Raw genomic sequence first — 24,513 nt, 5'->3', positions numbered from 1 at the left:
CCACCTCTTACTTAATCAGCGTATAAACTGCGGCGATCTTCTCGCGCAGCAGCGCCAGGAAGTCTTCGTTCTCCGCCAGCGCGCCAAACAGCGCCCGGTCTTTGGCGTAGACGGCAATCGGGTCGCCGGCTTCGAACATCTCGTGCACCGCCTGCTCGTCGAGGATCCCGTCCTGGTACTGATACGGCAGCGTTCCCTTATGCCACTGCTCCATAAAGACGAAGAACAGCGCCGGGAGCATCGCCGTCGCTTCCGGGCGCGCGCCGCGCTGGTAGCACTCCTGCAGGGTCGGGGCGATCATCGCCGGGATTTTAGAGAAGCCGTCCGCCGCTACCCGCTGGTTGGTGTCCTGGATATAGGGGTTGGTAAAGCGTTTGAGCACCACGTCGCGATAGGTCGCGAGGTCGATACCGTTATCGCCGAGGCACGGGATCACGTCTTCGGTGACGTAGCGATCGGCGATGGCGTAAATGAACTCGGTCAGCGTGCTTTCGTGGATATAGCGCTGGCCGATGAGGGTACCCGCCCAGGCGATACAGCTGTGCGAGGCGTTGAGAACGCGAATTTTCGCCTCTTCGTAAGGGATAACCGACTCCACCATCTCAACGCCAACGGCTTCGAGATTCGGCCGTTCGGCGCGGAAGTTATCCTCCACCACCCACTGAATAAAGGTTTCGCCCATGACCGGCGCCTTATCGTCAATGCCGGTTTGCGCTTTAATGCGCGCCGGCAGATCCGCCGCCGGGCGCGGCGTGATGCGGTCAACCATGGTGTTCGGACAGTTGGCGTTCGCCGCCAGCCACTCGACCAGCGCCTGCCTGCCGGTGAGCTGCAGGAACTCCACCAGCCCGTCGTGGAAGCGCTCGCCGTTATGGCGGACGTTATCGCAGTTCAGCAGGGTCAGCGGCCCGGCGTTATCCGCCATGCGTTTTTCCAGAATACGCGCGATGGTGCCGTAAATGGTCTGGCAGTCGCCCTGCAGATCGGCAACCAGATCGGGGTTGCTGGTCTCCAGACGGTGGCTGGTATTGAGGTAGTAGCCCCCTTCGGTGACGGTGAAGGCAATGACCTTAGTCTGCGGGTTGGCCCCTTCATCAATCAGCGGCTGCAGCCCCTTCTGCCACGGCAGCAGCTTCTGAATAGAGGTGATTTCTTCATACTCGCGTTCACCTTCCGGGCTGACGGTCTCCAGCACGTAGCGCCCGCCCTGCGCGGTCAGCGCCTGCACCACCTGCTCGGCGTCAGCGCGAATATTGCCCGCCGCGATATGCCAACGCTTGTCGCCGCCGGAGATCAGGCGATGCAGATACCACGCCTGATGCGCACGGTGAAAAGAACCCAAACCGATGTGAAGCCATGTGTATTGCTGATTCATATTCCGATCTCCTTAAGTGATGTGGCTCACTGTAGATGATCATTTGACCTAAATAAGAGCCATAGATCACAAAAGAGCAATTACCCAAATAAATTACAAATAACCAAAAGAGAGCAAAAGCTTGCCTGTTTTCTGAGCCGCGGCCAAAATGCTGCTAACAGTCAAAATTATCGGGCCCGCGAAAAGACGTGCTTATCGCCGCGGCCGCCAACTTAAGGCAGGGAACCGTGAGTAAAGAAGATGACATCAGGCTGGACCAGAAGGTCCGCGCCGCGTGGATGTACTACATTGCCGGCCAGAATCAGAGCGAGATCGCCAGCCAGCTCGGCACCTCAAGGCCGGTGGTCCAGCGGCTGATTGCCGCGGCGAAGGAGGAAGGCATCGTCTCGATTGGGCTACATCATCCGGTAGCCAACTGCCTCGACTACGCCCAGCTGCTGCAGGAAAAATATCGGCTTATCGACTGCAATATCGTCCCGGCCTACAGCGAGGAGAGCACCCTCGATAGCGTGTCGTTCGGCTGTTACCAGCTGATGGCCCGCTATCTGCAGGACGATAAGGTCAAAATTATCGGCATTGGCTCCGGGCTGACGCTGAAAAAAACCATGCAGCGCATCGATTTCGACAGCCTGAACACGCGCTGCGTGGCGCTGATCAGCGCGATGGACGCCGACGGACAGTGCAACTATTACGACGACGTTCCCCTGCTGCTGGCGCGGAAAATTCAGGCCAAATATTACCAGTGGCCGGCGCCGCGCTACGCGCAAACGGCGGACGAACACCGGATGTGGTGCACCAGCCGGCTGTTCCAGAACGTGTCGGGCGTAGCGCAGCAGGCGGACGTGATTTTCGTCGGCATCGGCCCGCTGGGCACCCACAGCCCGATCTTCAAGGACGGATTTATCGATCGGGCGCAGCTTGACGAGCTGACGGCGCAGGGCGGGATCGGCGAGATCCTCGGCCGCTTTATCGATGCCGAAGGCGGCGTGGTGGAGAGCAATATCAACCAGATGATCACCAGCTACGATATTCGTCACAACCGCTGTCCGCGCATCGCGGTGGCCTGCGGCGAATATAAGCGTCCGGCGATTCTCGCCGCGCTGAAAGGCGGCTGGATCAACGGCCTGGTGACCGATGAGCACACCGCCCGCTGGCTGCTGACTCGCTAACGCCCGCGCCGGTTCAGATAGGTTCGCGGCTGCCGATCAGCAGCGGCGGGATTTCGATCAGCTGTTTAGCGGCGTCGCCGGAATCGATAATGCCGAACACCGCCTCCAGCATCGCCGGCACGTTCTGCTGAACCATGTCAATATCGTGCCCCAGCAGGTAGACGAAAGGGTCCCAGTCAAAGCAGCCCATCGGCGGCTGCCCGGTGCCGGTCAGGCCGCGCTGGGCCAGCCAGCGAACGACCCCTTCAAGCGAGATGGTCGAGTTGACGAAGAAGCCCTGCAGATGCTCATCCGGCGCGCCGAAGCGGGCCTGCATGCTGGCCTCAACTTTGCCTTTCGAGTAGCCGGGGGCGAGAATATTTTCCGCCGGCACGCTCAGGCCGCGCGCCCGATGCGCGTCGTGAAAGCCGCGCAGGCGCTCAAGGGTGTTGTGGTCGCTGCTGCGTCCGCCGACGAAGGTCAGCGGCGCCAGGCTGCCGTGCCGCCGCAGGCTATTGTCGAGGATTTTATCGGTCAGCGCCCGCGCCCCGGCGTAGTTGTCGGAGATCACCGACGGCGCAATGGTGCCCGGCAGGTCAAGATTGACGGCGGGCACCCCAGCCTGCTGGCACAGCTCGGTAATTTTGTCCGGGTTGGTCGCCCCGGTCGCCACCACCCAGTCTACCTGCCAGGAAAGCATCGCCTTCACCGCCTCAATCTCCAGCTCCGGGCGCCGGCGGGTACAGGTAATAATCGGCAGCAGGCCGCGCTCGCGCGCCATCTCTTCGAAACTTTCCGCCACCGAGCCGAAGTAGCGGTTATCATATTTAGGGACGATCATGCCGATCACGTGGGATTTTTTACTGCGCAGCATGCTGGCCTGGCGGTTGATGGCGTAGCCCTGCTCTTCGGCAATCCGGGTGACCTTCTCCGCCAGCTTCGCGCTGATGCGGCGTTTTTTCCAGTTACCGTTGAGGATCGCGCTCACCGCGCTGGCCGAAACGCCGGATAATTCCGCCAGATCGTAGATAGTGATTTTTTTCATTTTCCCAACTTGCGTCACAAATTCATTTCGCTGTTAATTTCCCCACTTGCTCAACCGATGAAGCTGGCGCACATTAGCTTCATCGATTGAGCAACCACTATGCTCCCCGGCGCGCCAGGTTGCACGCCGCTCAGTATCCAGCGTATATAAATAAATGATGCTGCTATTCAAAATCTTAGCAAGATTTAGTGTCCGACTCCAACGCTGGTCCCGGCTTGTTACGGGCCAGATCGATTTACCAAAATAGACTCGGTGAAGGATTATAAAATGAACCACTCTGTATCCTCTATGAATACTTCTCTCAATGGTAAAGTCGCCGCGGTGACCGGCGCGGCTTCCGGTATCGGCCTTGAATGCGCCAAAACCCTGCTCGCGGCGGGCGCGAAGGTGGTGCTGATTGACCGCGAAGGCGAAAAGCTAAATAAGATTGTGGCCGAACTGGGCGAAAACGCCTTTGCTCTGCAGGTGGATCTGATGCAGGGCGAGCAGGTCGATAATATTCTGGCCGGTATTCTCAAGCTGGCGGGCGGGCTGGATATCTTCCACGCCAACGCCGGCGCCTATATCGGCGGGCCGGTGGCCGAAGGCGATCCGGACGTCTGGGATCGCGTGCTCCATCTCAACACCAACGCCGCCTTCCGCTGCGTGCGCAGCGTACTGCCGCACCTGATCGCGCAGAAGTGCGGCGATATCATCTTTACCAGCTCCATCGCCGGGGTGGTGCCGGTTATCTGGGAACCTATCTACACCGCCTCGAAGTTTGCGGTGCAGGCCTTCGTGCACACCACCCGCCGCCAGGTATCGCAGCACGGCGTGCGCGTCGGCGCGGTTCTGCCCGGCCCGGTGGTAACCGCCCTGCTTGACGACTGGCCGAAAGAAAAAATGGAAGAAGCGCTGGCCAACGGCAGCCTGATGCAACCGATTGAAGTGGCTGAATCCGTGCTGTTTATGGTGACCCGCTCGAAAAACGTCACCGTGCGCGACCTCGTTATCCTGCCTAACAGCGTGGATCTCTAACTCTTTAATCAGGCTGGCTAAAGGATGGCTCTATGAACTGCGATACACCAACCATTATTGGCGTCGACGTCGGCTCGGGCAGCGTGCGGGCGGGCGTTTTCAACCTCAATGGTGAACTGCTCGCCCACGCGACGCGGGAGATTACCCTCTTTCGCAGCCCGGGAAGCATAGTTGAACAATCCAGCAGCGAGATTTGGCAGGCGGTGTGCGATTGTATTAAAACCGCGATCGCCCGCTCCGGCGCCGCGCCGGACTCGGTGGCGGGCATCGGCTTCGACGCCACCTGTTCGCTGGTGGTGGTCGGCGAAAACGACGCGCCGCTGGCGGTGGGTCCTTCAGAGGACCCCAACCGCGACATTATCGTCTGGATGGATCACCGCGCCACCGGCCAGGCGGAAAAAATTAACGCCACCGGTCACCCGGTGCTGCAGTACGTCGGCGGCATAATCTCGCCGGAGATGGAAACGCCAAAAATATTGTGGCTTAAGGAGAACCGCCCGCAGGTTTATCAGCAGGCGCGACACTTTTTTGACCTCGCCGACTACCTGACCTGGCGCGCCACCGGCGACGAGGCCCGCTCGGTCTGCACCGTTACCTGTAAATGGACCTATCTGGCTCACGAGCGGCGCTGGGATGCCGACTACTTCCGCCAGATTGGCCTCGGCGAGCTGGCGGACGAGGGGTTTGCGCGCATCGGCCAGCGCATTGTCGACCCGGGGACGCCCTGCGGCAGCGGCCTTACCGCCGTCGCCGCGCAGCAGATGGGCCTACCGGTCGGCACGCCGGTGGCGACCGGCATGATTGACGCTCACGCCGGCGGCATCGGCACCGTCGGAGTGCTCGACGGCGCGCTCAGCAATATGGCCTACGTCTTCGGCACCTCCTCCTGCACCATGACCACCTCGCCAGAGGCCATCTTCGTGCCCGGCGTCTGGGGCCCCTACTACTCGGCGATGGTGCCGGGCCTGTGGCTTAATGAAGGCGGCCAGAGCGCGGCTGGCGCCGCTATCGACCGGCTGCTGAGTTTCCATCCGGCGGCGCACGAGGCCCGTCAGCTGGCGCAGGAGGCCGGTCTGCCGCTGCCGGTCTATCTCGCGGACCGGGTGCTGGCTCGCCTGGAGAGCCCCTCCGAGGCGGTACGCCTCGCCGCCGGTCTGCACGTGGTGCCTGAATTTTTAGGCAACCGCGCGCCGCTGGCGGACCCCGGCGCCAGGGCGATCGTTGCCGGTCTGGGAATGGAGGAGGATGTCGAGAATCTGCTGGCGCTGTACGTGGCCGGGCTGTGCGGTATTGGCTACGGCCTGCGGCAGATTCTTGATGCCCAGGCGGCCTGCGGCGTGCGCAGCGAGAATATCGTGATTAGCGGCGGCGCGGGGCAGCATCCGCTGGTTCGCCAGCTGCTGGCCGATACCTGCGGCATTCCGGTGATGAGCACCGAGTGCAGCGAGCCGGTGCTGCTGGGTTCAGCGATTCTTGGCGCCGTTGCCGGCGGGGTTTGCGCGTCGCTGCCGGAGGCGATGAAGCGGTTTACCCGGGTGGATAAGACCTATTTCAGCGCGACGCAGCATCAGGCGGTTCATCAGCGGCGCTATGAGGCTTATCTGGCTTTGCAGCAGGCGGCCAGGCTGATAAGGGAGTAGCGGCAACGGCGGAGGACATTTTCTTGCTCCGCAGGATGTTGCGCTCCCTGGCGATTTTGGAGCCGGCTACACCAGAGGTTTTATCCGCCATCTTTGCGGTGGCGGAGGATATTTTCTTGCTCCGCAGGATGTTGCGCTCCCCGGAAGTTTCCCTGCCCTATGTTTCCCAAAGCGCAGGGAGCGCACAGGGGGCGGCCCATCGCCGCCGCCCCCTATCCCCCCGGGCTCCGGCCAGCCAAAATCGCCGCTACGCGGTCCCTTCGACCGATGCCGACAGGCTGTCGGGTCGGGCCGAGGTAACGTCCCTGTAAATCACGGCCCTCAGCCCGCATCCATGCGGGCTGCCCCGGCCTGCCGGCAGCGTCTCAGCGATTTTGAGGCCGACAACACCAGCAGTTTCAGCCAGCTTCCGAACATTCGATAAACGACGTTCAGAGACATAAAGGCGTACGATAGCTGGCTACGCTATCGTTACCTTGCCGTCGAGATAGACGTCCTGCACGGCGTTGATCAGCTTCACGCCGTCGGCCATCGATTTTTTGAAGGCTTTACGGCCAAGGATCAGCCCCATGCCGCCGGCGCGCTTGTTGATTACCGCCGTACGCACGGCATCGCTCAGGTCGGTCTCGCCTCCCGCCGCGCCGCCGGAGTTGATCAGCCCCGCTCGCCCCATATAGCAGTTCGCCAGCTGGTAGCGAACGAGGTCGATCGGGTTCTCGCTGGTCAGCTTGCTGTAGACGCGATCGTCGGTATAGCCGAAGTTAACCGCCTTATAGCCGCCGTTATTCTCCGCCATTTTCTGCTTCACGATATCCGCGCCAATGGTCGCCGCCAGGTGGTTCGCCTGTCCGGTCAGGTCGGCGGAGACGTGGTAATCGACGCCATCTTTCTTGAAGGCCGAATTGCGCAGATAGGCCCACAGCACGGTTACCAGCCCCAGCTCGTGCGCGCGCTCGAACGCCGCGGAGATCTCTTCGATCTGCCGACGCGACTCTTCGGAACCGAAATAGATAGTCGCCCCCACCGCCACCGCGCCCATATTAAAGGCCTGCTCAACGCTGGCGTACAGGGTCTGGTCGAAGGTGTTAGGGTAGCTCAGGGTTTCATTGTGGTTCAGCTTGACGAGGAACGGAATGCGGTGCGCGTAGCGGCGCGATACCGAGGCCAGCACGCCGTAGGTCGACGCCACGCAGTTACAGCCGGCCTCAATCGCCAGCTCGACGATATTTTTCGGATCGAAGTACAGCGGGTTGGCGGCAAAAGAGGCGCCCGCCGAGTGCTCCACGCCCTGGTCAACCGGCAGAATCGACAGATATCCGGTGCCGGCCAGGCGCCCCGTGTTATACAGGGTCTGCATATTACGCAGCACCGCCGGCGGACGATTGTTATCAACCATCACCCGGTCGACGTAATCCGATCCCGGTAAATAGAGCTGATCGGCTGGAATAGTTATACAACGGTGCTGTAACAGGCTGTCGGCATCTTTGCCAAGCAATTGCGTAATATCAGTCATAGCAATAACTCCCGTAAGGCCGGCCGCGGCCGGCGTCAATGTTCCTGACCCAACTTTTTTTGGGCAGGTTAAGCCTGGTACCGACTTAGCATATTTTCCAGCCGGGATCGCATTTTTTCAGCAACTTCTGCTGGCACGATTCAGATACGAAAAAGTGTTATCTTGCTCAAACAATCAGCCCAATGGTATTTCAAAGGTATTATCAAATGGTACTCTAAATGCGTACCTTACCTGTCATGAAGGATTTACAAATGAAAACTACAGCAAAGCTGTCGTTCATGATGTTCGTTGAGTGGTTTATCTGGGGAGCGTGGTTTGTTCCTCTGTGGCTGTGGCTGAGCAAAAGCGGCTTCAGCGCCGGCGAAATTGGCTGGTCCTATGCCTGTACCGCCATCGCCGCCATTCTCTCCCCAGTGCTGGTCGGCTCGCTGACGGACCGCTTCTTCTCGGCGCAAAAAGTGCTGGCGATTCTGATGGTTGCCGGAGCGATACTGATGTACTTCGCCGCGCAGCAGACCACCTTCAGCGGCTTCTTCCCGCTGCTGCTGGCCTACTCTCTGACCTACATGCCGACCATCGCCTTAACCAACAGCATCGCCTTTTCCAACGTCGCCGACGTCGAACGCGATTCCCCGCGCATCCGGGTGATGGGAACCATCGGCTGGATCGGCTCCGGGCTGGCGTGCGGTTTCTTACCGGGAATGCTCGGCTTCGGCGATATCTCGCCCACCAACGTGCCGCTGCTGATCGCCGCCGGCAGCTCGCTGGTACTGGGGATTTTTGCGCTGTGCCTGCCGGATACGCCGCCGAAGAGCACCGGCAAGCTGAGCCTGAAGGTGATGCTGGGGCTGGACGCGCTGATTATGCTGCGCGATAAAAACTTCCTCGTCTTTTTCTTCTGCTCGTTCCTCTTCGCCATGCCGCTGGCCTTTTACTACATCTTCGCCAACGGCTATCTCAGCGAATCGGGGATGAAAAACGCCACCGGCTGGATGACCCTCGGCCAGTTCTCGGAAATCTTCTTTATGCTGGCGCTGCCGTTCTTCACTAAGCGCTTTGGTATTAAAAAGGTTCTGTTACTTGGTCTTATTACCGCCGCCATTCGCTACGGATTTTTCGTCTACGGCGCGGCAGATAACTATTTCACCTACACGCTGATGTTCCTCGGTATTCTGCTGCACGGCGTCAGCTACGACTTCTATTACGTCACCGCCTATATCTACGTCGACAAAAAGGCGCCGGTGGCGATGCGCAACGCCGCGCAGGGGCTCATCACCCTCTGCTGTCAGGGGTTCGGCAGCCTGCTGGGCTACCGCCTCGGCGGCGTAATGATGGAGAAACTGTTTGCCTACCCAACGCCGGTTAACGGTCATACCTTTAACTGGGCAGGAATGTGGACGTTCGGCGCCATCATGATTGCCGTTATCGCCGTCCTGTTTATGGTGTTCTTCCGCGAATCGGATAAGGACATTACCACCATTGAGATCGACGCGCAGGATGCTGCGCTTACACAAGAGGAAGTCAAATGAAAGCAGAACGTATTCTCGGTGCCCTTTACGGGCAGGCGTTAGGGGATGCGATGGGCATGCCGTCGGAGCTGTGGCCAAGATCGCGGGTGAAGGCCCATTTTGGCTGGATCGACCGTTTCCTGCCCGGACCGGCGGAGAACAATGCCGCCTGTTACTTTGCCGAGGCCGAGTTCACCGACGACACCTCAATGGCCCTGTGCCTCGCCGATGCCATCATCGAATGCGACGGGCGGATTGTTCCCGATGCCATCGGCCGCCACATCCTCCGCTGGGCGGAGGAGTTTGACGCCTTTAATAAAAACGTCCTCGGGCCGACGTCAAAAATCGCCCTCAAGGCCATTCGCAGCGGCACGCCGGTGAGCGAGCTGGAGAATAACGGGGTGACCAACGGCGCGGCCATGCGCGCCTCGCCGCTGGGGTGCCTGCTGCCGACCGGCGACCTCGACGCCTTTATTGCCGAGGTTGCCGCCGCCTCCAGCCCGACGCATAAATCGGATTTAGCCATCGCCGGCGCGACGGTCATCGCCTGGGCCATCTCGCGCGCCGTTGACGGCGCAGGCTGGTCCGCCATCGCCGATGCGCTTCCGGCCATCGCCCGTCATGCCCAGCAGCAGCGCGTCACAACCTTTAGCGCCTCGCTGGCCCTGCGCATTGAGCTGGCGCTGCGCACCGTCCGCGATGCGGGCGGAGTCGAGTCCGCCTGCGAGCAGCTTTATCAGCTGGTCGGAGCCGGAACCAGCACCATCGAATCCGTGCCCTGCGCCGTGGCGATGGTGGAGCTGGCCGGCACCGACCCTAACCGCTGCGCGGTACTTTGCGCCAACCTTGGCGGCGATACCGACACCATCGGCGCGATGGCCACCGCCATCTGCGGGGCGCTTAACGGCATAGCCGCCATCGATGGCCGGCTCAAAGCGCGTCTGGACGAGGTCAATAAGCTGGACTTCACGCGCTACGCCGACGCCCTCGGCCGCTACCGCCGGCAGCGGGAGGCGCAATGAATAGCCGCCAGCTGAGCGATAAGCTCGCGACCCTCGCCGCCATCCGGCCGGTGACGGTTATCGGAGCCGCGGTGATCGACGTAATCGCCGACGCTTACGCCCTGCCGTGGCGCGGCTGCGATATCGAACTGCAGCAGCAAAGCGTCAACGTTGGCGGCTGCGCCCTGAATATTGCGGTGGCGCTCAAAAGGCTCGGAATCGCGGCGCAAAACGCGCTGCCGATCGGCGAAGGGGTGTGGGCGGAAATCATCCGCAATCGCCTGGCGCAGGAGGGGATAACCAGCGTTATCACCCGCGCCGGCGGCGACAACGGCTGGTGCCTGGCGCTGGTGGAGCCGGACGGAGAGCGCACGTTTATGTCCTTCAGCGGCGTCGAAACCCAGTGGTGCGACGCCTGGCTCAGCGAGCTCGATGCCGGGCCCAACGGCCTGGCGTATCTTTCCGGCTACCAGCTGGCCTCCGCCAGCGGCGAGCGGCTGGTGGCGTGGCTGGAGAAGCAGCGTGACGTCACGCCGTTTATCGACTTTGGTCCGCGCATTGCCGATGTCCCCGAAGCGCTAATGGCGCGTCTGATGGCGCTGAAGCCGCTGGGTTCCGTTAACCGCCAGGAGGCGCTGATTGCCGCCGAGACTAACAGCTTCTCCCCCGAGGTGAGCGAGTTCGGCGCCGCGTGGCTGAACAAGTACGGTGCCCCGCTGATCGTTCGCCTGGATAAAGAAGGCGCGTGGTATTTCAGTCCGCACGCCTGCGGAGAGGTTGCGGCCTTCCCGGCAACGGTGGTCGATACCATCGGCGCCGGGGACAGCCACGCCGGCGGCACCCTCGCCGGACTCGCCGCCGGCTGGAGCCTGGAGGAGGCGGTGACGCTGGGGAATGCGGTGGCGGCATGGGTGGTCAGCCATCGGGGCGGCGACTGCGCCCCGGATCGCGAAGCCCTACTCCTCGCACACAAAGACGTATAGATCGCTGCGGCAGTAGCTAATGCTGTATTCGATAGGGTGCTGGTGCTGATCGAGGGCAACCTGCTTAATCACCAGCACCGGAATCGCGCTATCCATCTGAATATGCGACTGAAACTCGGCGTCCGGCATCCGGGCGCTAACCCGGGAGCGGGTGCGCTGGGGCAGGATCTGCCGGCTGCGGAAGTAGTCGTACAGCGAGACGCTGATCGCATCGACATCGTGGATCAGGTGCGCGGGAACCCACGACTCCTCGAGCGATACCGCCGCCTCATCCACGTAGCGGATGCGCTTGAGCATAAACACGTCGCTGCCGGCGGCAATCGCCAGCTGCTGCGCGACCTCCTCCGGGCATTTGACGATCCGCTTGTTGACCCACAGGGTGTCGGGCTTTTTCCCCCGCAGCACAACCTGCTGGGTAAAGCCGCGCGCCTCCTTCAGGGAATATTCGAAAATATTGTTAACCCGGGTGCCGTAGCCCTGGGCGCGGGTAACCACGCCCTCATCTTCCAGCGTCCGCAGCGCCTTGCGCACGGTGATGCGCGACACGCCGGTAAGCTGGCTCAGATCGCGCTCGCCGGGCAGGATATTGCCGTTCTCCAGCCAGCCGCTGCGCACGGCCTCTTTGATAGTGTCGGCAAACCTGATGTACAGCGGCGCGTTATCCGTCGCGGCCATGCGTTCAACGAGCTGGTGAATCAACCGGGTATGCGCCTGTTCCATTTGTCTTTTCCTGACTGAAATCTGGCGTCAGTATATCAGGCTTACCACCAGGCGTGGAAATGGTGCACCGGGCCAATCCCCTGCCCCACCTCCAGCGAATCCGCCTGCGCCAGCGCCGCCGAGAGCCAGCCTTTGGCCTCGGCAACGGTTTGTCCCCAATTGTCGTAGTGCGGGCGCAGCGCGGCCAGCGCGGCGGAGAGCGTACAGCCGGTGCCGTGGGTATTTTTGGTGAGGATCCGCGGGGCGGTGAAGCGCTGCTCGCCTTCGGCGCTAAAGAGCCAGTCCGGGCTTTCGGCATCGTCGAGATGGCCGCCCTTCATCAGTACCGCGCCGCAGCCCAGCGCCAGCAGCGCCCGGCCCTGCTCGAGCATCTCTTTTTCATTGCGCGCGTGAGGCGCGTCCAGCAGCGCCGCGGCCTCCGGCAGGTTGGGCGTAATCAGCGAAACCTGCGGCAGCAGCCGGGTGCGCAGCGTTGCCACCGCCGATGCTGACAGCAGCGGATCGCCGCTTTTCGCCAGCATCACCGTGTCCAGCACCACGTTGGCGATCCGGTAGCGCGCCAGCCGCTCCGCCACCGCCTCGACGATGTCCGTCTCCGCCAGCATGCCAATCTTGGTGGTATCGATGCGCACGTCGCTGAACACCGAGTCCAGCTGGGCGGCAACAAAATCAGGCTCGATGCGGTACACCGACTGCACGCCGCGGGTATTCTGCGCCACCAGCGCGGTGATCACCGAGCAGCCGTAGGCGCCGAGGGCGGAGAAGGTTTTCAGATCGGCCTGAATTCCCGCGCCGCCGCTGGGGTCGGTGCCGGCAATCGTTAAGGCATTGATTCGTTTCATTGCTGCTCCTCCTGATACAGCGCATCAAGGAACGCCGGGGTAAAGCTACCCGGGCCGCCCTGACGAGCCGCCAGCCCGCCCGCCAGCTTCATCAGGCCGCAGGCCGCCGCGACGTTTTCCAGCCGGTCGCCGGGCAACGCCGTACTGGCGGCAACTACCGCAGAGAGGGCGCAGCCGGTGCCAACAACGCGGGTCATCAGGGGATCCCCGCCGCTGACGGCGCGCGTGCGCTGCCCGTCGGTGACGTAATCCACCTCACCGGTCACCGCTACCACCGTATTCAGCTGACGCGCCAGCGCCCGGGCGGCCGGCAGCGCCGCCGCCGCGGTATCGGTGGTATCGACCCCGCGCCCACCGCCGCTCATCCCCGCGAGGGCCATAATTTCCGAGGCATTGCCGCGAACGGCGGCCGGCTGCAGGGTTAGCAGATCGCGACAGAATTCGCTGCGCAGCGTGAGCGCCCCGACCGCAACCGGGTCCAGCGCCCACGGCTTGCCGGCCTGCTGCGCGCTACGGACAGCCGCACGCATGGCGTCGGCGCGGTCGACGGTTAAGGTACCGACGTTAATCAGCAGCGCATCGGCGATGGCGGCAAACTGGCTGGCCTCCTGCGGGTCAATCACCATCGCGGGGGAAGCGCCGATCGCTAACAGGACGTTGGCGGTGAACGTCTGCACCACGTCGTTGGTCATGCAGTGAATTAGGGGGGAGTGGCGGCGAAAAAGGTGTCGCAGATGCGCGATATGCGCGGGGTTCAGTGGCTCAGCTTGCATCGTTTGCTCCAGCCAGGCGATGAATAAGCAACGACCTCGTGGTCTCTGACTTCCCTACGCTGGTATTATCCAGATCAGGTGGTACGGGTTTTTCTCAGCCTTCACAAAGAAGGGCACCCCGAGTCATGTAGATAGATTCTTTATACTTACAGACAGTTATATCTGAAAGATGAATTTGATCAGAACAGCAATATACACCTAAACACCCCGTCGTCAGTACCTCTTTTTGTACCTAACCGTCCCTATCGCTTCGGGCATTATCAATCATTTATCTTTCGGTGGATTTAGCTCCGCTTAATAGACCATACAATTTAACTTAACCCCTTTAACTTTAAGCGCTATTCCAGAGAGAAAGTACCGGATTTTCAGAATTTTCCCTGAAATTCCCACTCCTGATACCAATTACGGAAGTGTACGATTATTGCTCAAACCACACAAAAATGAGGTCTTATAATAATGGCGATACCTGTTTATCTATGGTTAACCGATGATTCGGGAAATCAAGTTAAAGGTTCTGTTGATATGCAGGATAGAGAAGGTTCTATTGAGATTATAGAACTCATGCATAGTGTAGAGTTACCAACAGATGATCTAACCGGAAAGATTACGAGTAAACGCCAGCACGGAGACTACGCACTAATCAAAGAGTTAGATAGCTCATCCCCATACCTCTACAGAAGCGTTTCAACCGGGAAAAAGTTCAGACTGGCTGTGTTGAAGTTTTATCGAATTAATTACAATGGACAAGAAGAAGAATATTTCCGCATCACGATGGAAAACGTAACAATCAATGAAATTGAACCTTTCATGTTCGATATTAAAAGTCCTATATTTGAAAAACATAACCATCTTGAAGCTTTCTATTTAGCGTATAAGAAAATCACATGGCATTATCTTGATGGGAATATAATTTACTCAGATTCATGGAATGGTAATAAGGAGGTTGCATAATGACCTGGGTTTATAAAGTAAGCTCTCATAGTTTTTATCTGAATGGTACTTATCAATTCGATGCTAACTACTCTGGTAGACCTGGCTTTAAAAATGATTCAGCTAACGAGTGCATCAAGGGTAAAGGGCCCATACCCAGGGGGACTTATACTATTGGCGATCCTTTCTATCACCGTAAAACCAAAGCATGGACCATGAGACTTACCCCCTATATTGAAAATCAGATGTGTGGGCGCGATGGTTTTATGATACATGGCGATAGTTCAGCGCATCCGGGAGAAGCCTCAGACGGTTGCATCATTCTAAAATTGCCCTATCGTAAGATCGTTGCGGCCAGTAGCGATAAAACTCTGGTCGTGGAAGATTAAAAATGATCGGAACAACATTAATCTTCACACTGACTGCGGTTCACTTCGCTGCTTATGCCGAGGATCCCGGCTGCGCTTCTGTTGGCGCATCAATGGAGTCATCCTTGCTCGACGCTATTTCAAAGGATTTAAAAATTGATATATCCGCGATTCAAAGAGACAAAACGGCGGTAGAGGTAATCAATACGACAGCCGTTTCTGAACTGTATGCAGAATCACTGGCTAACGTGGATCGAGAAAATGATGTCGATAAAGGCAAAGCGACAATCCCCACTGGCGATTATTTTTCCAGCTACTATGCAAATCACGCCAAATCAATTACCGCAAAATATACTTACACCAATAACCAAGGAAAGAAAGACATATTCATTGCTTCGAGCCTTATGAATAAAGAGGAGTGTTCTGTCAGGTTTAATGGCTATCTAACCCTCGCCAGAGAGTTTTAATTCCGTAATGCATAAGCAGGACGAAATGCCGGACGACATGGATAAGTTTGCCTCCGGCTTCGCCAGCCCTTTCTGCGCACATCTCGATTTGCTTTCGCCGCTACCCGGGCACAAGATTAGCAGTGGGAATAATGATTTGCGCAGATAACCATCCGAGGTGGGCTATGTCCGTTTATCACCATGCGCTGGTGCTGATTAACAGCAGCACTGACGGGATTCCGCTGCTTCAGCACGCGGCTAAAATGGCCGAAGAGAGCGCCATGAAGGTAACCATCGCCCACATCAGCACCGACTATCGGGCGCTGAACTACGTTTCCGACTGCCTGATGGATGATGACGTCTCGCAGGAGGTTATCCAGGCCAAAGCCTTGCTCAACGAACTGGCGACCACCGTCGCCCTGCCGGTGCAGACGCTGGCGCTGGTCACCGCCCGCCGCTTTTCCGACGTCGAAGCGTGCGTGCATCAGCGCAGCGTCGATTTGATTATTGCCGGGCACCGCAACCGGCTGCTGGGGGTGATGGCTTCCCACTCCCTCGAGTACATTAACCATCTCAGCGTCGACGTGCTGATTAAGCACCTGCCGTAGGTCGCTCGTTCAAACCTCGTCCGGCTGATTAGGGATTCACTTCCCGCAGCGAGCTCAGCAGCAGCGCAAAACACGCCTCAATCAGCGGCGGTAGCGGCTGCGGCCCGCGCATCAGCGCCACGGTGCGGCTCAGCGCCGGCTGCTGCAGCTGGGCTATCTTCAGCTGCGGATCGCATAAATGGGTGGTATAGAGCTCGGGCAGGATGGCGACAGCCAGCCGCGAGCGCACCAGGCCATACAGCGTTTCGATATAGTCCACCTGGTAGCGGGTATTCAGCGTCAGGCGATGGCTCTCCGCCAGCGCCCCCACCAGCCGCTGGATATTGCCCTTCGAGAACACCGCGATATCGCGGCCGGCCAGCAGCTTCCACGGCAGATGCGGCTGGCCGGCGAGCGGATCGTCGCCGTGCAGCACCGCCACGAACGGGTCCTCGCGTAGCGGATAAACCTGCAGCTCAGCGGGAAGCGAACTGTCGATGGCGCCGACGGCGAAATCAATCTGCCCGCTTAGCAGCTCGCGCACCAGCGCGTCGTTGGCCCGATCGTGAAACTCGACCCGCAGGCGCGGAAAGGTCCCGGCCAGGGTCTGCGGCAGCAGGGGAAACAGCAGCGAGCTGACCGACGGCATCAGCCCAATGCGCACCGTACCGTCGCCGCCGGCTTCAACAATCTGCCGCATATCCTCGAACGCCAGCTGGGCCACGCTCAGCACGCGCTGCGCGTGGGGCAGGATCGCCGCGCCCAGCTCGGTCAGCGTCACCGCAGAGGTGGTGCGGTTCACCAGCTTGCCGCCGAGCACCGCCTCGACCTGGCGCAGCGCGCTGCTCAGCGCCGGCTGGCTGATGGCCAGCCGGTTGGCGGTATCGGTAAAGTGACGCAGCTGCGCCAGGGTAACGAAATACTGTAGCTGCTTAAGAGAAAGCGCGGGCAGCCGCTGCCACGGTTCGGTCATGTTATCCATCGCTGAGAGTGAGCAGGCAAAATAACCCGAGCTTATCGGGCGATAAATTTATTCATCTGGGCAAACGTTTGCCGTGCACCTAGAGTATCGTCATTATCCTTGTGCCGGAGTTGCTATGTCCAGCAGTGCTGAAAACCGCCGCCGCGCCGTACAGGCCGCCCGGGGCGAATTGCCCTTCGACCTCCTGCTCACCGGGGGAGAGATCGTTGATATGGTCACCGGGGAGATCCGCGCCGCCGACGTCGGCATCGTCGGCGAGATGATTGCCAGCGTCCATCCGCGCGGCAGCCGCAGCGACGCCGCGAAATCCCACGACCTGCAGGGCGCCTACCTCTCTCCGGGGCTGATGGATACCCATGTCCACCTCGAAAGCTCCCATCTGCCTCCCGAGCGCTACGCGGAAATCGTCCTCGCCCAGGGCACCACGGCGGTATTTTGGGATCCGCACGAGCTGGCCAACGTGCTCGGCGTGGAGGGCGTGCGCTACGCCGTTGCCGCCAGCCGCAATCTGCCGCTGGAGGTGATGGTCGCCGCCCCCTCCAGCGTCCCGTCCACGCCTGGGCTGGAGATGTCCGGCGCCGATTTTGCCGGCGAAGAGATGACCACCATGCTGGCGTGGCCGGAGGTGCGCGGCGTGGCGGAAGTGATGGACATGCACGGCGTGCTGCATGCCAGCGAGCGGATGCAGGAGATAGTCCAGGCGGGCCTCAACAGCGGCAAGCTGATTGAAGGCCACGCCCGCGGGCTGAACGGCGCGGATCTGCAGGCCTATCTGGCCGCCGGCGTCACCTCCGATCACGAGCTCACCTCCGCGGAGGATGCGCTGGAAAAACTGCGCGCCGGCCTGACCCTGCAAATTCGCGGCTCGCACCCCTATCTGCTGGAGGATATCGTCAAGGCGCTGAAAACCCTGCCGCACCTCTCCTCGCAAATTACCGTATGCACCGACGACGTACAGCCGGATATGCTGCTGGAAAAAGGCGGCATTATCGCCCTGCTTAACCTGCTGATCGGCCACGGCCTGCCGGCCACCGACGCCCTGCGCTTCGCCACGCTGAACGCGGCGATTCGCCTGCAGCGCCATGACTTAGGCCTGATTGCCGCCGGCCGCCGCGCGGACCTGGTGGTGTTCCCGGCGCTCGATAAGCTGCAGGCGCGGGAGGTCTACGTTGCCGGGAAGCTGATTGCCCGGGACGGGCGGCTGTGCCAGCCGATTCCTGCGGCCGCCGGCGTCGCGCCGCCGCGCGATACCCTGCGGCTTGCTCCGCTGAGCGCCGACGACTTTATCCTCAAGGTGGGCGGTATTCGCCACGGCGTCGCCCGCCTGCGGCATATTCGCGGCGCGCGCTTTACGCAATGGGGGGAAGTTGAGGTGCAGATCCGCGACGGTCGCGTCCAGCTGCCCGACGGCTTCAGCCTGATTTGGGTCAAGCACCGCCACGGGCGCCATCAGGCGACGCCGCAGATTGCCCTGCTTGAGGGCTGGGGCGAGCTGCGCGGGGCGATTGCCACCAGCTACTCCCACGACTCGCACAACCTCGTGGTGCTCGGGCGAGACGCCGAGGAGATGGCGCGGGCCGCCAACCGGCTGATCGCCTCCGGCGGCGGCATGGCGCTGACGCAGCGGGGAGAGATTCTGGCCCACGTCGCCATGCCGATTGCCGGGATGCTTTCCGACCTGCCGGCGGCGGAGCTGGCGCGCCAGTTCCGCGAGCTGCGCGATCTGAGCGCCGAGATTGCCGACTGGGAGCCGCCGTACCGGGTGTTTAAGGCTATCGAGGGAACCTGCCTCGCCTGTAACGCCGGGCCGCATTTGACCGATTTGGGTTTGACCGACGGCACCACCCGCCGGATCGTCGACCCGCTGATAGCCTGCCGGGAAACCCCGGAGCATACCGACAACAATAATCATCACGGAGCCTGATAATGGCCGACAACACACTTCCTGCATCAACCCGGGGCAGCTGGCTGGAACGGCGATTTTCCCTCTACTCGCGCGGCAGTACGCTGCGTACCGAGTGCCTGGCGGGTATCACCGGCTTTCTCGCCGCCGCCTATCTGCTGGTGGTCATCCCCGGCCTGCTGGCGGTCGGCGGGATGGATAAAGGCGCGGTCACCACCGGAACGATTCTGGTCTTCGTCGCCGGCACGCTGCTGATGGCGTTCTACGCCAACCTGCCGTTTATCGTCGGCCCCGGCATCGGCGGGTCGGTGCTGGTGGGCGTCACCCTGGCCGGCAGCGAAGGTATCGGCTGGCAAATCGGCCTCGGCATCGCCTGCTGGTCCGGGATTCTGTTCTTCCTGTTGACCAAATTCGGCCTGCGCGAGGTGGTGACCCGCTCGGTGCCGCAGTCGATCAAGCTGGGGCTCACCGCCTCCATCGGGCTGTTCGTGGCGGTTCTCGGCTTTCGCAACGCCGGCCTGGTGCTGGCGAATGCCAAAACTAACGCCCTGATGCTCGGCGATTTCCTGGCCCCCGGCGCGCTGGTGGCGCTGTGCGGCCTGTTTCTCGCCATTGCGCTGCAGGCGCGGCGCATCCCGGGCGCGATCCTGTGGGCGATCCTCGTCGCCACCCTGGTGGGGATCCCGTTCGGCGTCACCCGCCTGCCGGGCAGCTTTATCGCCATGCCGCACTCGCTGACGCCGGTGCTCGGCCACGTCGATATGCTCGGCGCGCTGAATATCGCCTTTCTGCCGTTCCTGTTTATCTTTTTCGCCTCCGAGTTTTTCTCCACCATGGGAACCACTCTGGCGGTAGGCGGCGAGGCGGGCCTGCTGGATGAGGAAGGCAATATGCCCCACATCAACCGGCCGTTTATGGTCGACTCCATTGCCGCCGCCATCGGGCCGTGGGTCGGCATTACGGCCGCCACCGCGCTGATTGAGTCCTCCGCGGCGGCCGAAGCGGGCGGTAAAACCGGGCTGACGGCGCTGGCGGCGGCGGTGATGTTCCTGCTGATGCTGCTGTTTACCCCGATTGCGCTGATGATCCCCAAAGAGGCCACCGCGCCGGCGCTGATCCTGATCGGTCTGAATATGTTCAGCGGTCTGCGCAAGGTCGATTTAGCCAACTTTACCGACGGGCTGCCGGTGCTGATGATGGTGATGATCACCCTGATTGCCAACAGCTTTGGTACCGGCATCGCCGGCGGGCTGCTGTTCTATATCGTGATTAAGGCCGTGGCCGGCAAGTGGCGCGAGATCCCGCCAGGGCTGTGGATCCTCGCGCTCCCGCTGGTCTACTACTTCGCGACCCTGGTCAGGCACTAAGGCGCCGGGCGCTGGTTGTGCAGCGCCTCGCAGCGGGCCTTCACCTCTTCATACAGCAAACGCACCGCGGCGGAGAGCTGCTTGCGGTGCGGGCAAATCATATTCAGCGGCACCCGGTCGCCCTGATACTGCGGCAGCAGAACCTTCAGCCGCCCGGCGCGAATATCGTCGCTGACGTCGAGCCAGGATTTGTAGGCAAACCCCTCCCCGGCAATCGCCAGGCGGCGAATCACTTCCGCATCGTCGCTGACGATAACGCCGGAAACCTGCAGGTGCTGAACCTCCCCCGCCAGGCTTAACGACCAGCGATCGAACTGCGCCGGCTGCTGCCCGACCTCCCGCGCCGCCTCGCTGAAGCTACCCAGCGCCGCCGCGCGGACGAATAACGTCAGATCTTCCAGTCTGAACATATTAGCTCCCACCTCCCAATCCCCGGACTTTTCCTAAAACAGGCGCCGTTCGCTGAATCGCGTAATCCGCACCATCGTTTGCTTACATTTTTAATCAACCAGTACTTGCCATCGCCCTCATGCTTCGGAATGATACGAGGCTGCGATTTTGAGTCCAGGATAATAATGAGGAATTTATGCGTAAAACAAAAATGCTGCTTCTGGGCGTACTGCTGGCCGGTACCGGCACCGTTTGCTCGGTTTCCGCCGCCGATCTGCAGAAATATGAGCTGGACGGCGTCACCTCCGACTTTCAGCAGTTTCGCGTAGGCGATACCGTGCCGCCGCTGTATATGACCCCGGAGTACACCATCAAGCAGTGGCAGCAGCGCCACCTGCCTGCGCCGGACGCCAACACCCACTGGACCTACATGGGCGGCAGCTACGTGCTGGTGACCGAGCCTGAAGGCAAAATTGTCAAAATTTACGACGGCGAGATTTTCTACCAGCACTGATTGCGCGCAGCGACGATTAGCCGCCACGAAAAACGCCCGGTCCTTCTGCTGCTCCCGCATGGCGCAGCGAAGTCCCGGGCGTTGTTTTACCCGCGTCGGTTACACCGCGCGGAAGGCGATCTCGCTGGGGATAACCTCACCCTGCCAGTAAAGCTGGGCCGCCACGCGCCCTGCCAGTTGGCGATAGATATCGGTAAACTCGCTTTCCGGGCGGGCGATCACCGTCGGGGTCCCGTTATCGAGGTCCTCGCGCAGGTGAATGTGCAGCGGCAGCTGGCCGAGCAGCTGGGTGTGATATTTTTCCGCCAGCTTCTCCGCGCCGCCGGCGCCAAAGATAGCCTCATGGTGACCACAGTTGCTGCAAATATGCATGCTCATGTTCTCCACGATACCCAGCACCGGCACCTCGACTTTTTCGAACATCACGATGCCCTTTTTGGCATCGATCAGCGCGATGTCCTGCGGCGTGGTCACTACCAGCGCGCCGGTCACCGGGATGTTCTGCGCCAGCGTCAGCTGAATGTCGCCGGTGCCCGGCGGCATATCCAGCACCAGATAGTCGAGATCCGGCCACAGCGTCTCCTGCAGCATCTGCATCAGCGCTTTGCTGGCCATCGGCCCGCGCCACACCATGGCGTTCTCGTCAGTCACCAGATAGCCGATGGAGTTGGTGGCGAGGCCGAATTTGATAATCGGCGCCATATGGGTGCCGTCAGGGGAGGTGGGACGCTGATCTTCCGCGCCCAGCATGGTGGGAATCGACGGGCCGTAAATATCGGCGTCGAGAATACCAACCTTAGCCCCTTCCGCCGCCAGCGCCAGCGCGAGGTTAACCGCCGTAGACGATTTCCCGACCCCGCCCTTGCCGGAGCTGACGGCAATAATATTCTTCACGCCGTTGACGCCCGGCTGATTTTTCACCCGTTTCAGAGTGGCGATGCTGTACGTCAGCTTCCAGTCGATAGCCTGGGCGCCGGTAATGCGCAGCAGCTCGGCGCTGCACTGCTCTTTCAGGATTTCAAAAGCGCTATGCCAAACGAACGGCATCTGAATCTCGATATGCACGGTGTCGTCCAGCCAGGCGACGTGGTGCAGCGCCTTCAGCGCGGTGAGATTGTGCTTCAAAGTGGGGTGCTGAAAATTAGCCAGAGTCCCGGCGACCATCGCGCGTAGACGTTCGGGGGATTTGGCCTGGGATTGCGAATTCATCCCGACTCCTTTGTTGTTATGAGATGCTTTCAGTAATGATTGAGTCTATCACAGCTGGGGATTATCCATATATGGATAGCCATTTATGGCGCACCCAGTGCCCTTTTGGTAATATCAAAAGCCCTTTTTACAACAGAAGATGTAATGCTCACTATGACTCAAGTCGCGAAGAAAATTCTGGTAACGTGCGCGCTGCCGTACGCCAACGGCTCAATCCACCTCGGCCACATGCTGGAGCACATCCAGGCTGATGTCTGGGTCCGTTACCAGCGAATGCGCGGCCACGAGGTCAACTTCATCTGCGCCGACGACGCCCACGGCACGCCGATCATGCTGAAAGCTCAGCAGCTTGGCGTCTCTCCGGAGCAGATGATTGGCGAAATGAGTCAGGAGCATCAGGCCGATTTTGCCGGTTTTGACATCAGCTACGATAACTACCACTCCACCCACAGCGAAGAAAACCGTGAGCTGTCGGAGCTTATCTACACGCGCCTGAAAGAGAACGGTTTTATCAAAAACCGCACCATCTCTCAGCTCTACGATCCGGAAAAAGGGATGTTCCTCCCCGACCGTTTCGTGAAGGGCACCTGTCCGAAGTGTAAATCACCGGATCAGTACGGCGATAACTGCGAAGTGTGCGGCGCGACCTACAGCCCGACCGAGCTTATCGAGCCGAAATCGGTGGTTTCCGGCGCGACGCCGGTGATGCGCGAATCCGAGCACTTCTTCTTCGACCTGCCGTCGTTTAGCGAAATGCTGCAGGCGTGGACCCGTAGCGGCGCGCTGCAGGAGCAGGTGGCGAATAAGATGCAGGAGTGGTTCGAGTCCGGTCTGCAGCAGTGGGACATCTCCCGCGACGCGCCGTACTTCGGTTTCGAAATTCCCAACGCGCCGGGCAAATACTTCTACGTCTGGCTGGACGCGCCGATCGGCTACATGGGTTCATTCAAAAACCTGTGCGACAAACGTGGCGACAGCGAAAGCTTTGACGCCTACTGGAAGAAAGATTCCGCCGCCGAGCTGTATCACTTTATCGGCAAGGATATCGTCTACTTCCACAGCCTGTTCTGGCCGGCGATGCTGGAAGGCAGCGGCTTCCGCAAGCCGACCAACCTGTTCGTTCACGGCTACGTGACGGTCAACGGCGCGAAGATGTCTAAATCGCGCGGCACCTTCATTAAAGCCAGCACCTGGCTGAACCACTTTGATGCCGACAGCCTGCGCTACTACTACGCCGCCAAGCTCTCTTCGCGCATCGATGATATCGATCTCAATCTCGAAGACTTCATTCAGCGCGTCAACGCCGACATCGTCAACAAGCTGGTTAACCTCGCGTCGCGCAACGCCGGCTTTATCGCCAAACGCTTCGACGGCGTGCTGACCGCCGAGCTGGCCGATCCGGCGCTGTACAAAACCTTCACCGATGCGGCCGCAAGCATTGGCGAAGCGTGGGAAAGCCGCGAGTTCGGTAAAGCCATCCGTGAAATCATGGCGCTGGCCGACGTGGCTAACCGCTACGTTGACGAGCAGGCGCCGTGGGTCGTCGCCAAACAGGAAGGTCGCGACGCCGATCTGCAGGCTATCTGCTCCATGGGCCTGAATATGTTCCGCGTACTGATGACCTGGCTCAAGCCGGTGCTGCCGCAGCTGGCCGCCCGCGCCGAAGCCTTCCTCAACGCCGAGCTGAGCTGGGATGGCGTCCAGCAGCCGCTGCTGGGGCACAAGGTCAACGCCTTCAAGGCGCTGTATAACCGCATCGAAATGAAGCAGGTTGAGGCGCTGGTAGAGGCATCGAAGGAAGAGGTGAAGGCGCTCTCCGCCCCGGTCACCGGCCCGCTGGCGGACGATCCGATTCAGGAAACCATCACCTTTGACGATTTTGCCAAAGTGGATATGCGCATCGCGCTGATCGAAAACGCCGAATTCGTCGACGGTTCCGACAAGCTGCTGCGCCTGACCCTGGATCTCGGCGGCGAGAAGCGCAACGTCTTCTCCGGCATCCGCAGCGCCTACCCCGATCCGCAGGCGCTGATTGGGCGTCTGACGGTGATGGTCGCCAACCTGGCGCCGCGCAAGATGCGCTTCGGCATCTCCGAAGGAATGGTGATGGCGGCGGGCCCTGGCGGGAAAGATATCTTCCTGCTCAGCCCGGACAGCGGCGCTCAGCCCGGTCAGCAGGTCAAATAACCCCCGCGTAAAACGCTGCCCCGGCAGCGTTTTTTTGCCTGAAGCCCCTCCCGGCAGGCTCTTTA

The 24,513-nt window shown here is 60.4% G+C and carries 22 protein-coding genes, 1 pseudogene and 1 riboswitch; of the genes and pseudogenes, 14 read left to right on the top strand and 9 right to left on the bottom strand.

Annotated elements, in window-relative coordinates; all coding sequences use genetic code 11:
• Positions 1-7: 7 nt before the first annotated feature.
• Positions 8-1,375 (bottom strand): D-arabinitol 4-dehydrogenase, encoded by a 1,368-nt coding sequence (gene dalD / locus AC1M2H_RS09200; RefSeq protein WP_480151132.1) that lies wholly within the window; start codon positions 1,373-1,375, stop codon positions 8-10.
• A 227-nt stretch (positions 1,376-1,602) separates the two neighbouring features.
• Here dalD and AC1M2H_RS09195 point away from each other — a divergent pair, with 227 nt between their 5' ends.
• Positions 1,603-2,544, top strand: coding sequence for a sugar-binding transcriptional regulator (locus tag AC1M2H_RS09195; protein WP_480151131.1), 942 nt, complete (start codon positions 1,603-1,605; stop codon positions 2,542-2,544).
• Positions 2,545-2,557: 13 nt separating this feature from the next.
• On the opposite strand, the gene AC1M2H_RS09190 is transcribed toward AC1M2H_RS09195, so the two are convergent.
• Complete coding sequence (locus AC1M2H_RS09190) at positions 2,558-3,568, bottom strand: LacI family DNA-binding transcriptional regulator (RefSeq protein WP_480151130.1); 1,011 nt, start codon at positions 3,566-3,568, stop codon at positions 2,558-2,560.
• A 267-nt stretch (positions 3,569-3,835) separates the two neighbouring features.
• Here AC1M2H_RS09190 and AC1M2H_RS09185 point away from each other — a divergent pair, with 267 nt between their 5' ends.
• Together AC1M2H_RS09185 and AC1M2H_RS09180 are read left to right on the top strand one after the other, a co-directional pair.
• Positions 3,836-4,585 (top strand): SDR family oxidoreductase, encoded by a 750-nt coding sequence (locus AC1M2H_RS09185; protein WP_480151129.1) that lies wholly within the window; start codon positions 3,836-3,838, stop codon positions 4,583-4,585.
• 32 nt (positions 4,586-4,617) lie between these two features.
• Positions 4,618-6,225, top strand: a complete 1,608-nt coding sequence (locus AC1M2H_RS09180) for an FGGY-family carbohydrate kinase (protein ID WP_480151128.1) — start codon at positions 4,618-4,620, stop codon at positions 6,223-6,225.
• Between the two features lie 460 nt (positions 6,226-6,685).
• On the opposite strand, the gene fbaB is transcribed toward AC1M2H_RS09180, so the two are convergent.
• Positions 6,686-7,738, bottom strand: a complete 1,053-nt coding sequence (fbaB, locus tag AC1M2H_RS09175; RefSeq protein WP_480151127.1) for a class I fructose-bisphosphate aldolase — start codon at positions 7,736-7,738, stop codon at positions 6,686-6,688.
• A gap of 251 nt (positions 7,739-7,989) precedes the next feature.
• On the opposite strand from fbaB, the gene AC1M2H_RS09170 reads away from it, so the two are divergent.
• Genes AC1M2H_RS09170 through AC1M2H_RS09160 form a run of 3 tightly spaced genes read left to right on the top strand, consistent with a single transcriptional unit; the run spans position 7,990 to position 11,230 of the window.
• Positions 7,990-9,267, top strand: coding sequence for a nucleoside permease (locus tag AC1M2H_RS09170; RefSeq protein ID WP_480151126.1), 1,278 nt, complete (start codon positions 7,990-7,992; stop codon positions 9,265-9,267).
• Positions 9,264-10,268 carry an ADP-ribosylglycohydrolase family protein gene (locus tag AC1M2H_RS09165; protein WP_480151125.1) on the top strand — a complete coding sequence of 335 codons (1,005 nt, stop codon included), beginning with the start codon at positions 9,264-9,266 and terminating at the stop codon, positions 10,266-10,268. The genes AC1M2H_RS09170 and AC1M2H_RS09165 overlap by 4 nt, the downstream gene beginning before the upstream one ends.
• Entirely contained in the window at positions 10,265-11,230 is a 966-nt protein-coding gene (locus tag AC1M2H_RS09160; protein ID WP_480151124.1) for a PfkB family carbohydrate kinase, read from the top strand. The genes AC1M2H_RS09165 and AC1M2H_RS09160 overlap by 4 nt, the downstream gene beginning before the upstream one ends.
• On the opposite strand, the gene AC1M2H_RS09155 is transcribed toward AC1M2H_RS09160, so the two are convergent.
• Genes AC1M2H_RS09155 through thiM form a run of 3 tightly spaced genes read right to left on the bottom strand, consistent with a single transcriptional unit; the run spans position 11,204 to position 13,565 of the window.
• Entirely contained in the window at positions 11,204-11,950 is a 747-nt protein-coding gene (locus AC1M2H_RS09155; RefSeq protein WP_480151123.1) for a GntR family transcriptional regulator, read from the bottom strand. The genes AC1M2H_RS09160 and AC1M2H_RS09155 overlap by 27 nt on opposite strands.
• Positions 11,951-11,991: 41 nt before the next feature.
• Complete coding sequence (gene thiD, locus AC1M2H_RS09150; RefSeq protein ID WP_480151122.1) at positions 11,992-12,792, bottom strand: bifunctional hydroxymethylpyrimidine kinase/phosphomethylpyrimidine kinase; 801 nt, start codon at positions 12,790-12,792, stop codon at positions 11,992-11,994.
• Positions 12,789-13,565: a hydroxyethylthiazole kinase gene (gene thiM / locus AC1M2H_RS09145; RefSeq protein WP_480151121.1), complete on the bottom strand. Its 777-nt coding sequence runs from the start codon at positions 13,563-13,565 to the stop codon at positions 12,789-12,791. The genes thiD and thiM overlap by 4 nt, the downstream gene beginning before the upstream one ends.
• A gap of 34 nt (positions 13,566-13,599) precedes the next feature.
• Positions 13,600-13,696: riboswitch (TPP riboswitch) on the bottom strand.
• A 325-nt stretch (positions 13,697-14,021) separates the two neighbouring features.
• Between thiM and AC1M2H_RS09140 the strand changes: the two genes are divergently transcribed.
• From AC1M2H_RS09140 to AC1M2H_RS09125, 4 genes are all read left to right on the top strand, one after another.
• Positions 14,022-14,516: an Hcp family type VI secretion system effector gene (locus AC1M2H_RS09140; protein ID WP_480151120.1), complete on the top strand. Its 495-nt coding sequence runs from the start codon at positions 14,022-14,024 to the stop codon at positions 14,514-14,516.
• Positions 14,516-14,884, top strand: coding sequence for a tlde1 domain-containing protein (locus tag AC1M2H_RS09135; RefSeq protein ID WP_133599051.1), 369 nt, complete (start codon positions 14,516-14,518; stop codon positions 14,882-14,884). The genes AC1M2H_RS09140 and AC1M2H_RS09135 overlap by 1 nt, the downstream gene beginning before the upstream one ends.
• A gap of 2 nt (positions 14,885-14,886) precedes the next feature.
• Positions 14,887-15,330 carry a Shiga toxin A subunit gene (locus tag AC1M2H_RS09130; protein ID WP_480151119.1) on the top strand — a complete coding sequence of 148 codons (444 nt, stop codon included), beginning with the start codon at positions 14,887-14,889 and terminating at the stop codon, positions 15,328-15,330.
• A 164-nt stretch (positions 15,331-15,494) separates the two neighbouring features.
• Positions 15,495-15,917, top strand: coding sequence for a universal stress protein (locus AC1M2H_RS09125; protein ID WP_480151118.1), 423 nt, complete (start codon positions 15,495-15,497; stop codon positions 15,915-15,917).
• A gap of 28 nt (positions 15,918-15,945) precedes the next feature.
• Here AC1M2H_RS09125 and AC1M2H_RS09120 read toward each other — a convergent pair whose 3' ends face one another.
• Positions 15,946-16,869, bottom strand: a complete 924-nt coding sequence (locus AC1M2H_RS09120; RefSeq protein ID WP_480151882.1) for a LysR family transcriptional regulator — start codon at positions 16,867-16,869, stop codon at positions 15,946-15,948.
• 124 nt (positions 16,870-16,993) lie between these two features.
• Between AC1M2H_RS09120 and AC1M2H_RS09115 the strand changes: the two genes are divergently transcribed.
• Both AC1M2H_RS09115 and AC1M2H_RS09110 read left to right on the top strand, forming a co-directional pair.
• A complete protein-coding gene (locus AC1M2H_RS09115; RefSeq protein ID WP_480151117.1) occupies positions 16,994-18,802 on the top strand; it encodes an adenine deaminase in 1,809 nt (602 codons plus the stop codon).
• Positions 18,803-18,804: 2 nt separating this feature from the next.
• Entirely contained in the window at positions 18,805-20,148 is a 1,344-nt protein-coding gene (locus tag AC1M2H_RS09110) for an NCS2 family permease (protein WP_480151116.1), read from the top strand.
• Here the strand turns inward: AC1M2H_RS09110 and AC1M2H_RS09105 are convergent.
• Positions 20,145-20,462 (bottom strand): annotated as a pseudogene (locus tag AC1M2H_RS09105) (LysR substrate-binding domain-containing protein); the annotation flags it as partial. The gene AC1M2H_RS09110 and the pseudogene AC1M2H_RS09105 overlap by 4 nt on opposite strands.
• A 272-nt stretch (positions 20,463-20,734) precedes the next feature.
• Here AC1M2H_RS09105 and AC1M2H_RS09100 point away from each other — a divergent pair.
• Positions 20,735-21,052, top strand: coding sequence for an RcnB family protein (locus AC1M2H_RS09100; protein WP_480151115.1), 318 nt, complete (start codon positions 20,735-20,737; stop codon positions 21,050-21,052).
• A 99-nt stretch (positions 21,053-21,151) separates the two neighbouring features.
• Here the strand turns inward: AC1M2H_RS09100 and apbC are convergent, their stop codons facing one another.
• Positions 21,152-22,261 carry an iron-sulfur cluster carrier protein ApbC gene (apbC, locus tag AC1M2H_RS09095; RefSeq protein ID WP_480151114.1) on the bottom strand — a complete coding sequence of 370 codons (1,110 nt, stop codon included), beginning with the start codon at positions 22,259-22,261 and terminating at the stop codon, positions 21,152-21,154.
• Between the two features lie 153 nt (positions 22,262-22,414).
• Here apbC and metG point away from each other — a divergent pair, with 153 nt between their 5' ends.
• Entirely contained in the window at positions 22,415-24,448 is a 2,034-nt protein-coding gene (metG, locus tag AC1M2H_RS09090; RefSeq protein WP_480151881.1) for a methionine--tRNA ligase, read from the top strand.
• Positions 24,449-24,513: the final 65 nt, after the last annotated feature.

This window comes from Klebsiella sp. F11, assembly GCF_056712265.1.
The sequence above is the reverse complement of the archived record's forward strand: the minus strand, read 5'-3'. Positions and strand labels throughout refer to the sequence as shown.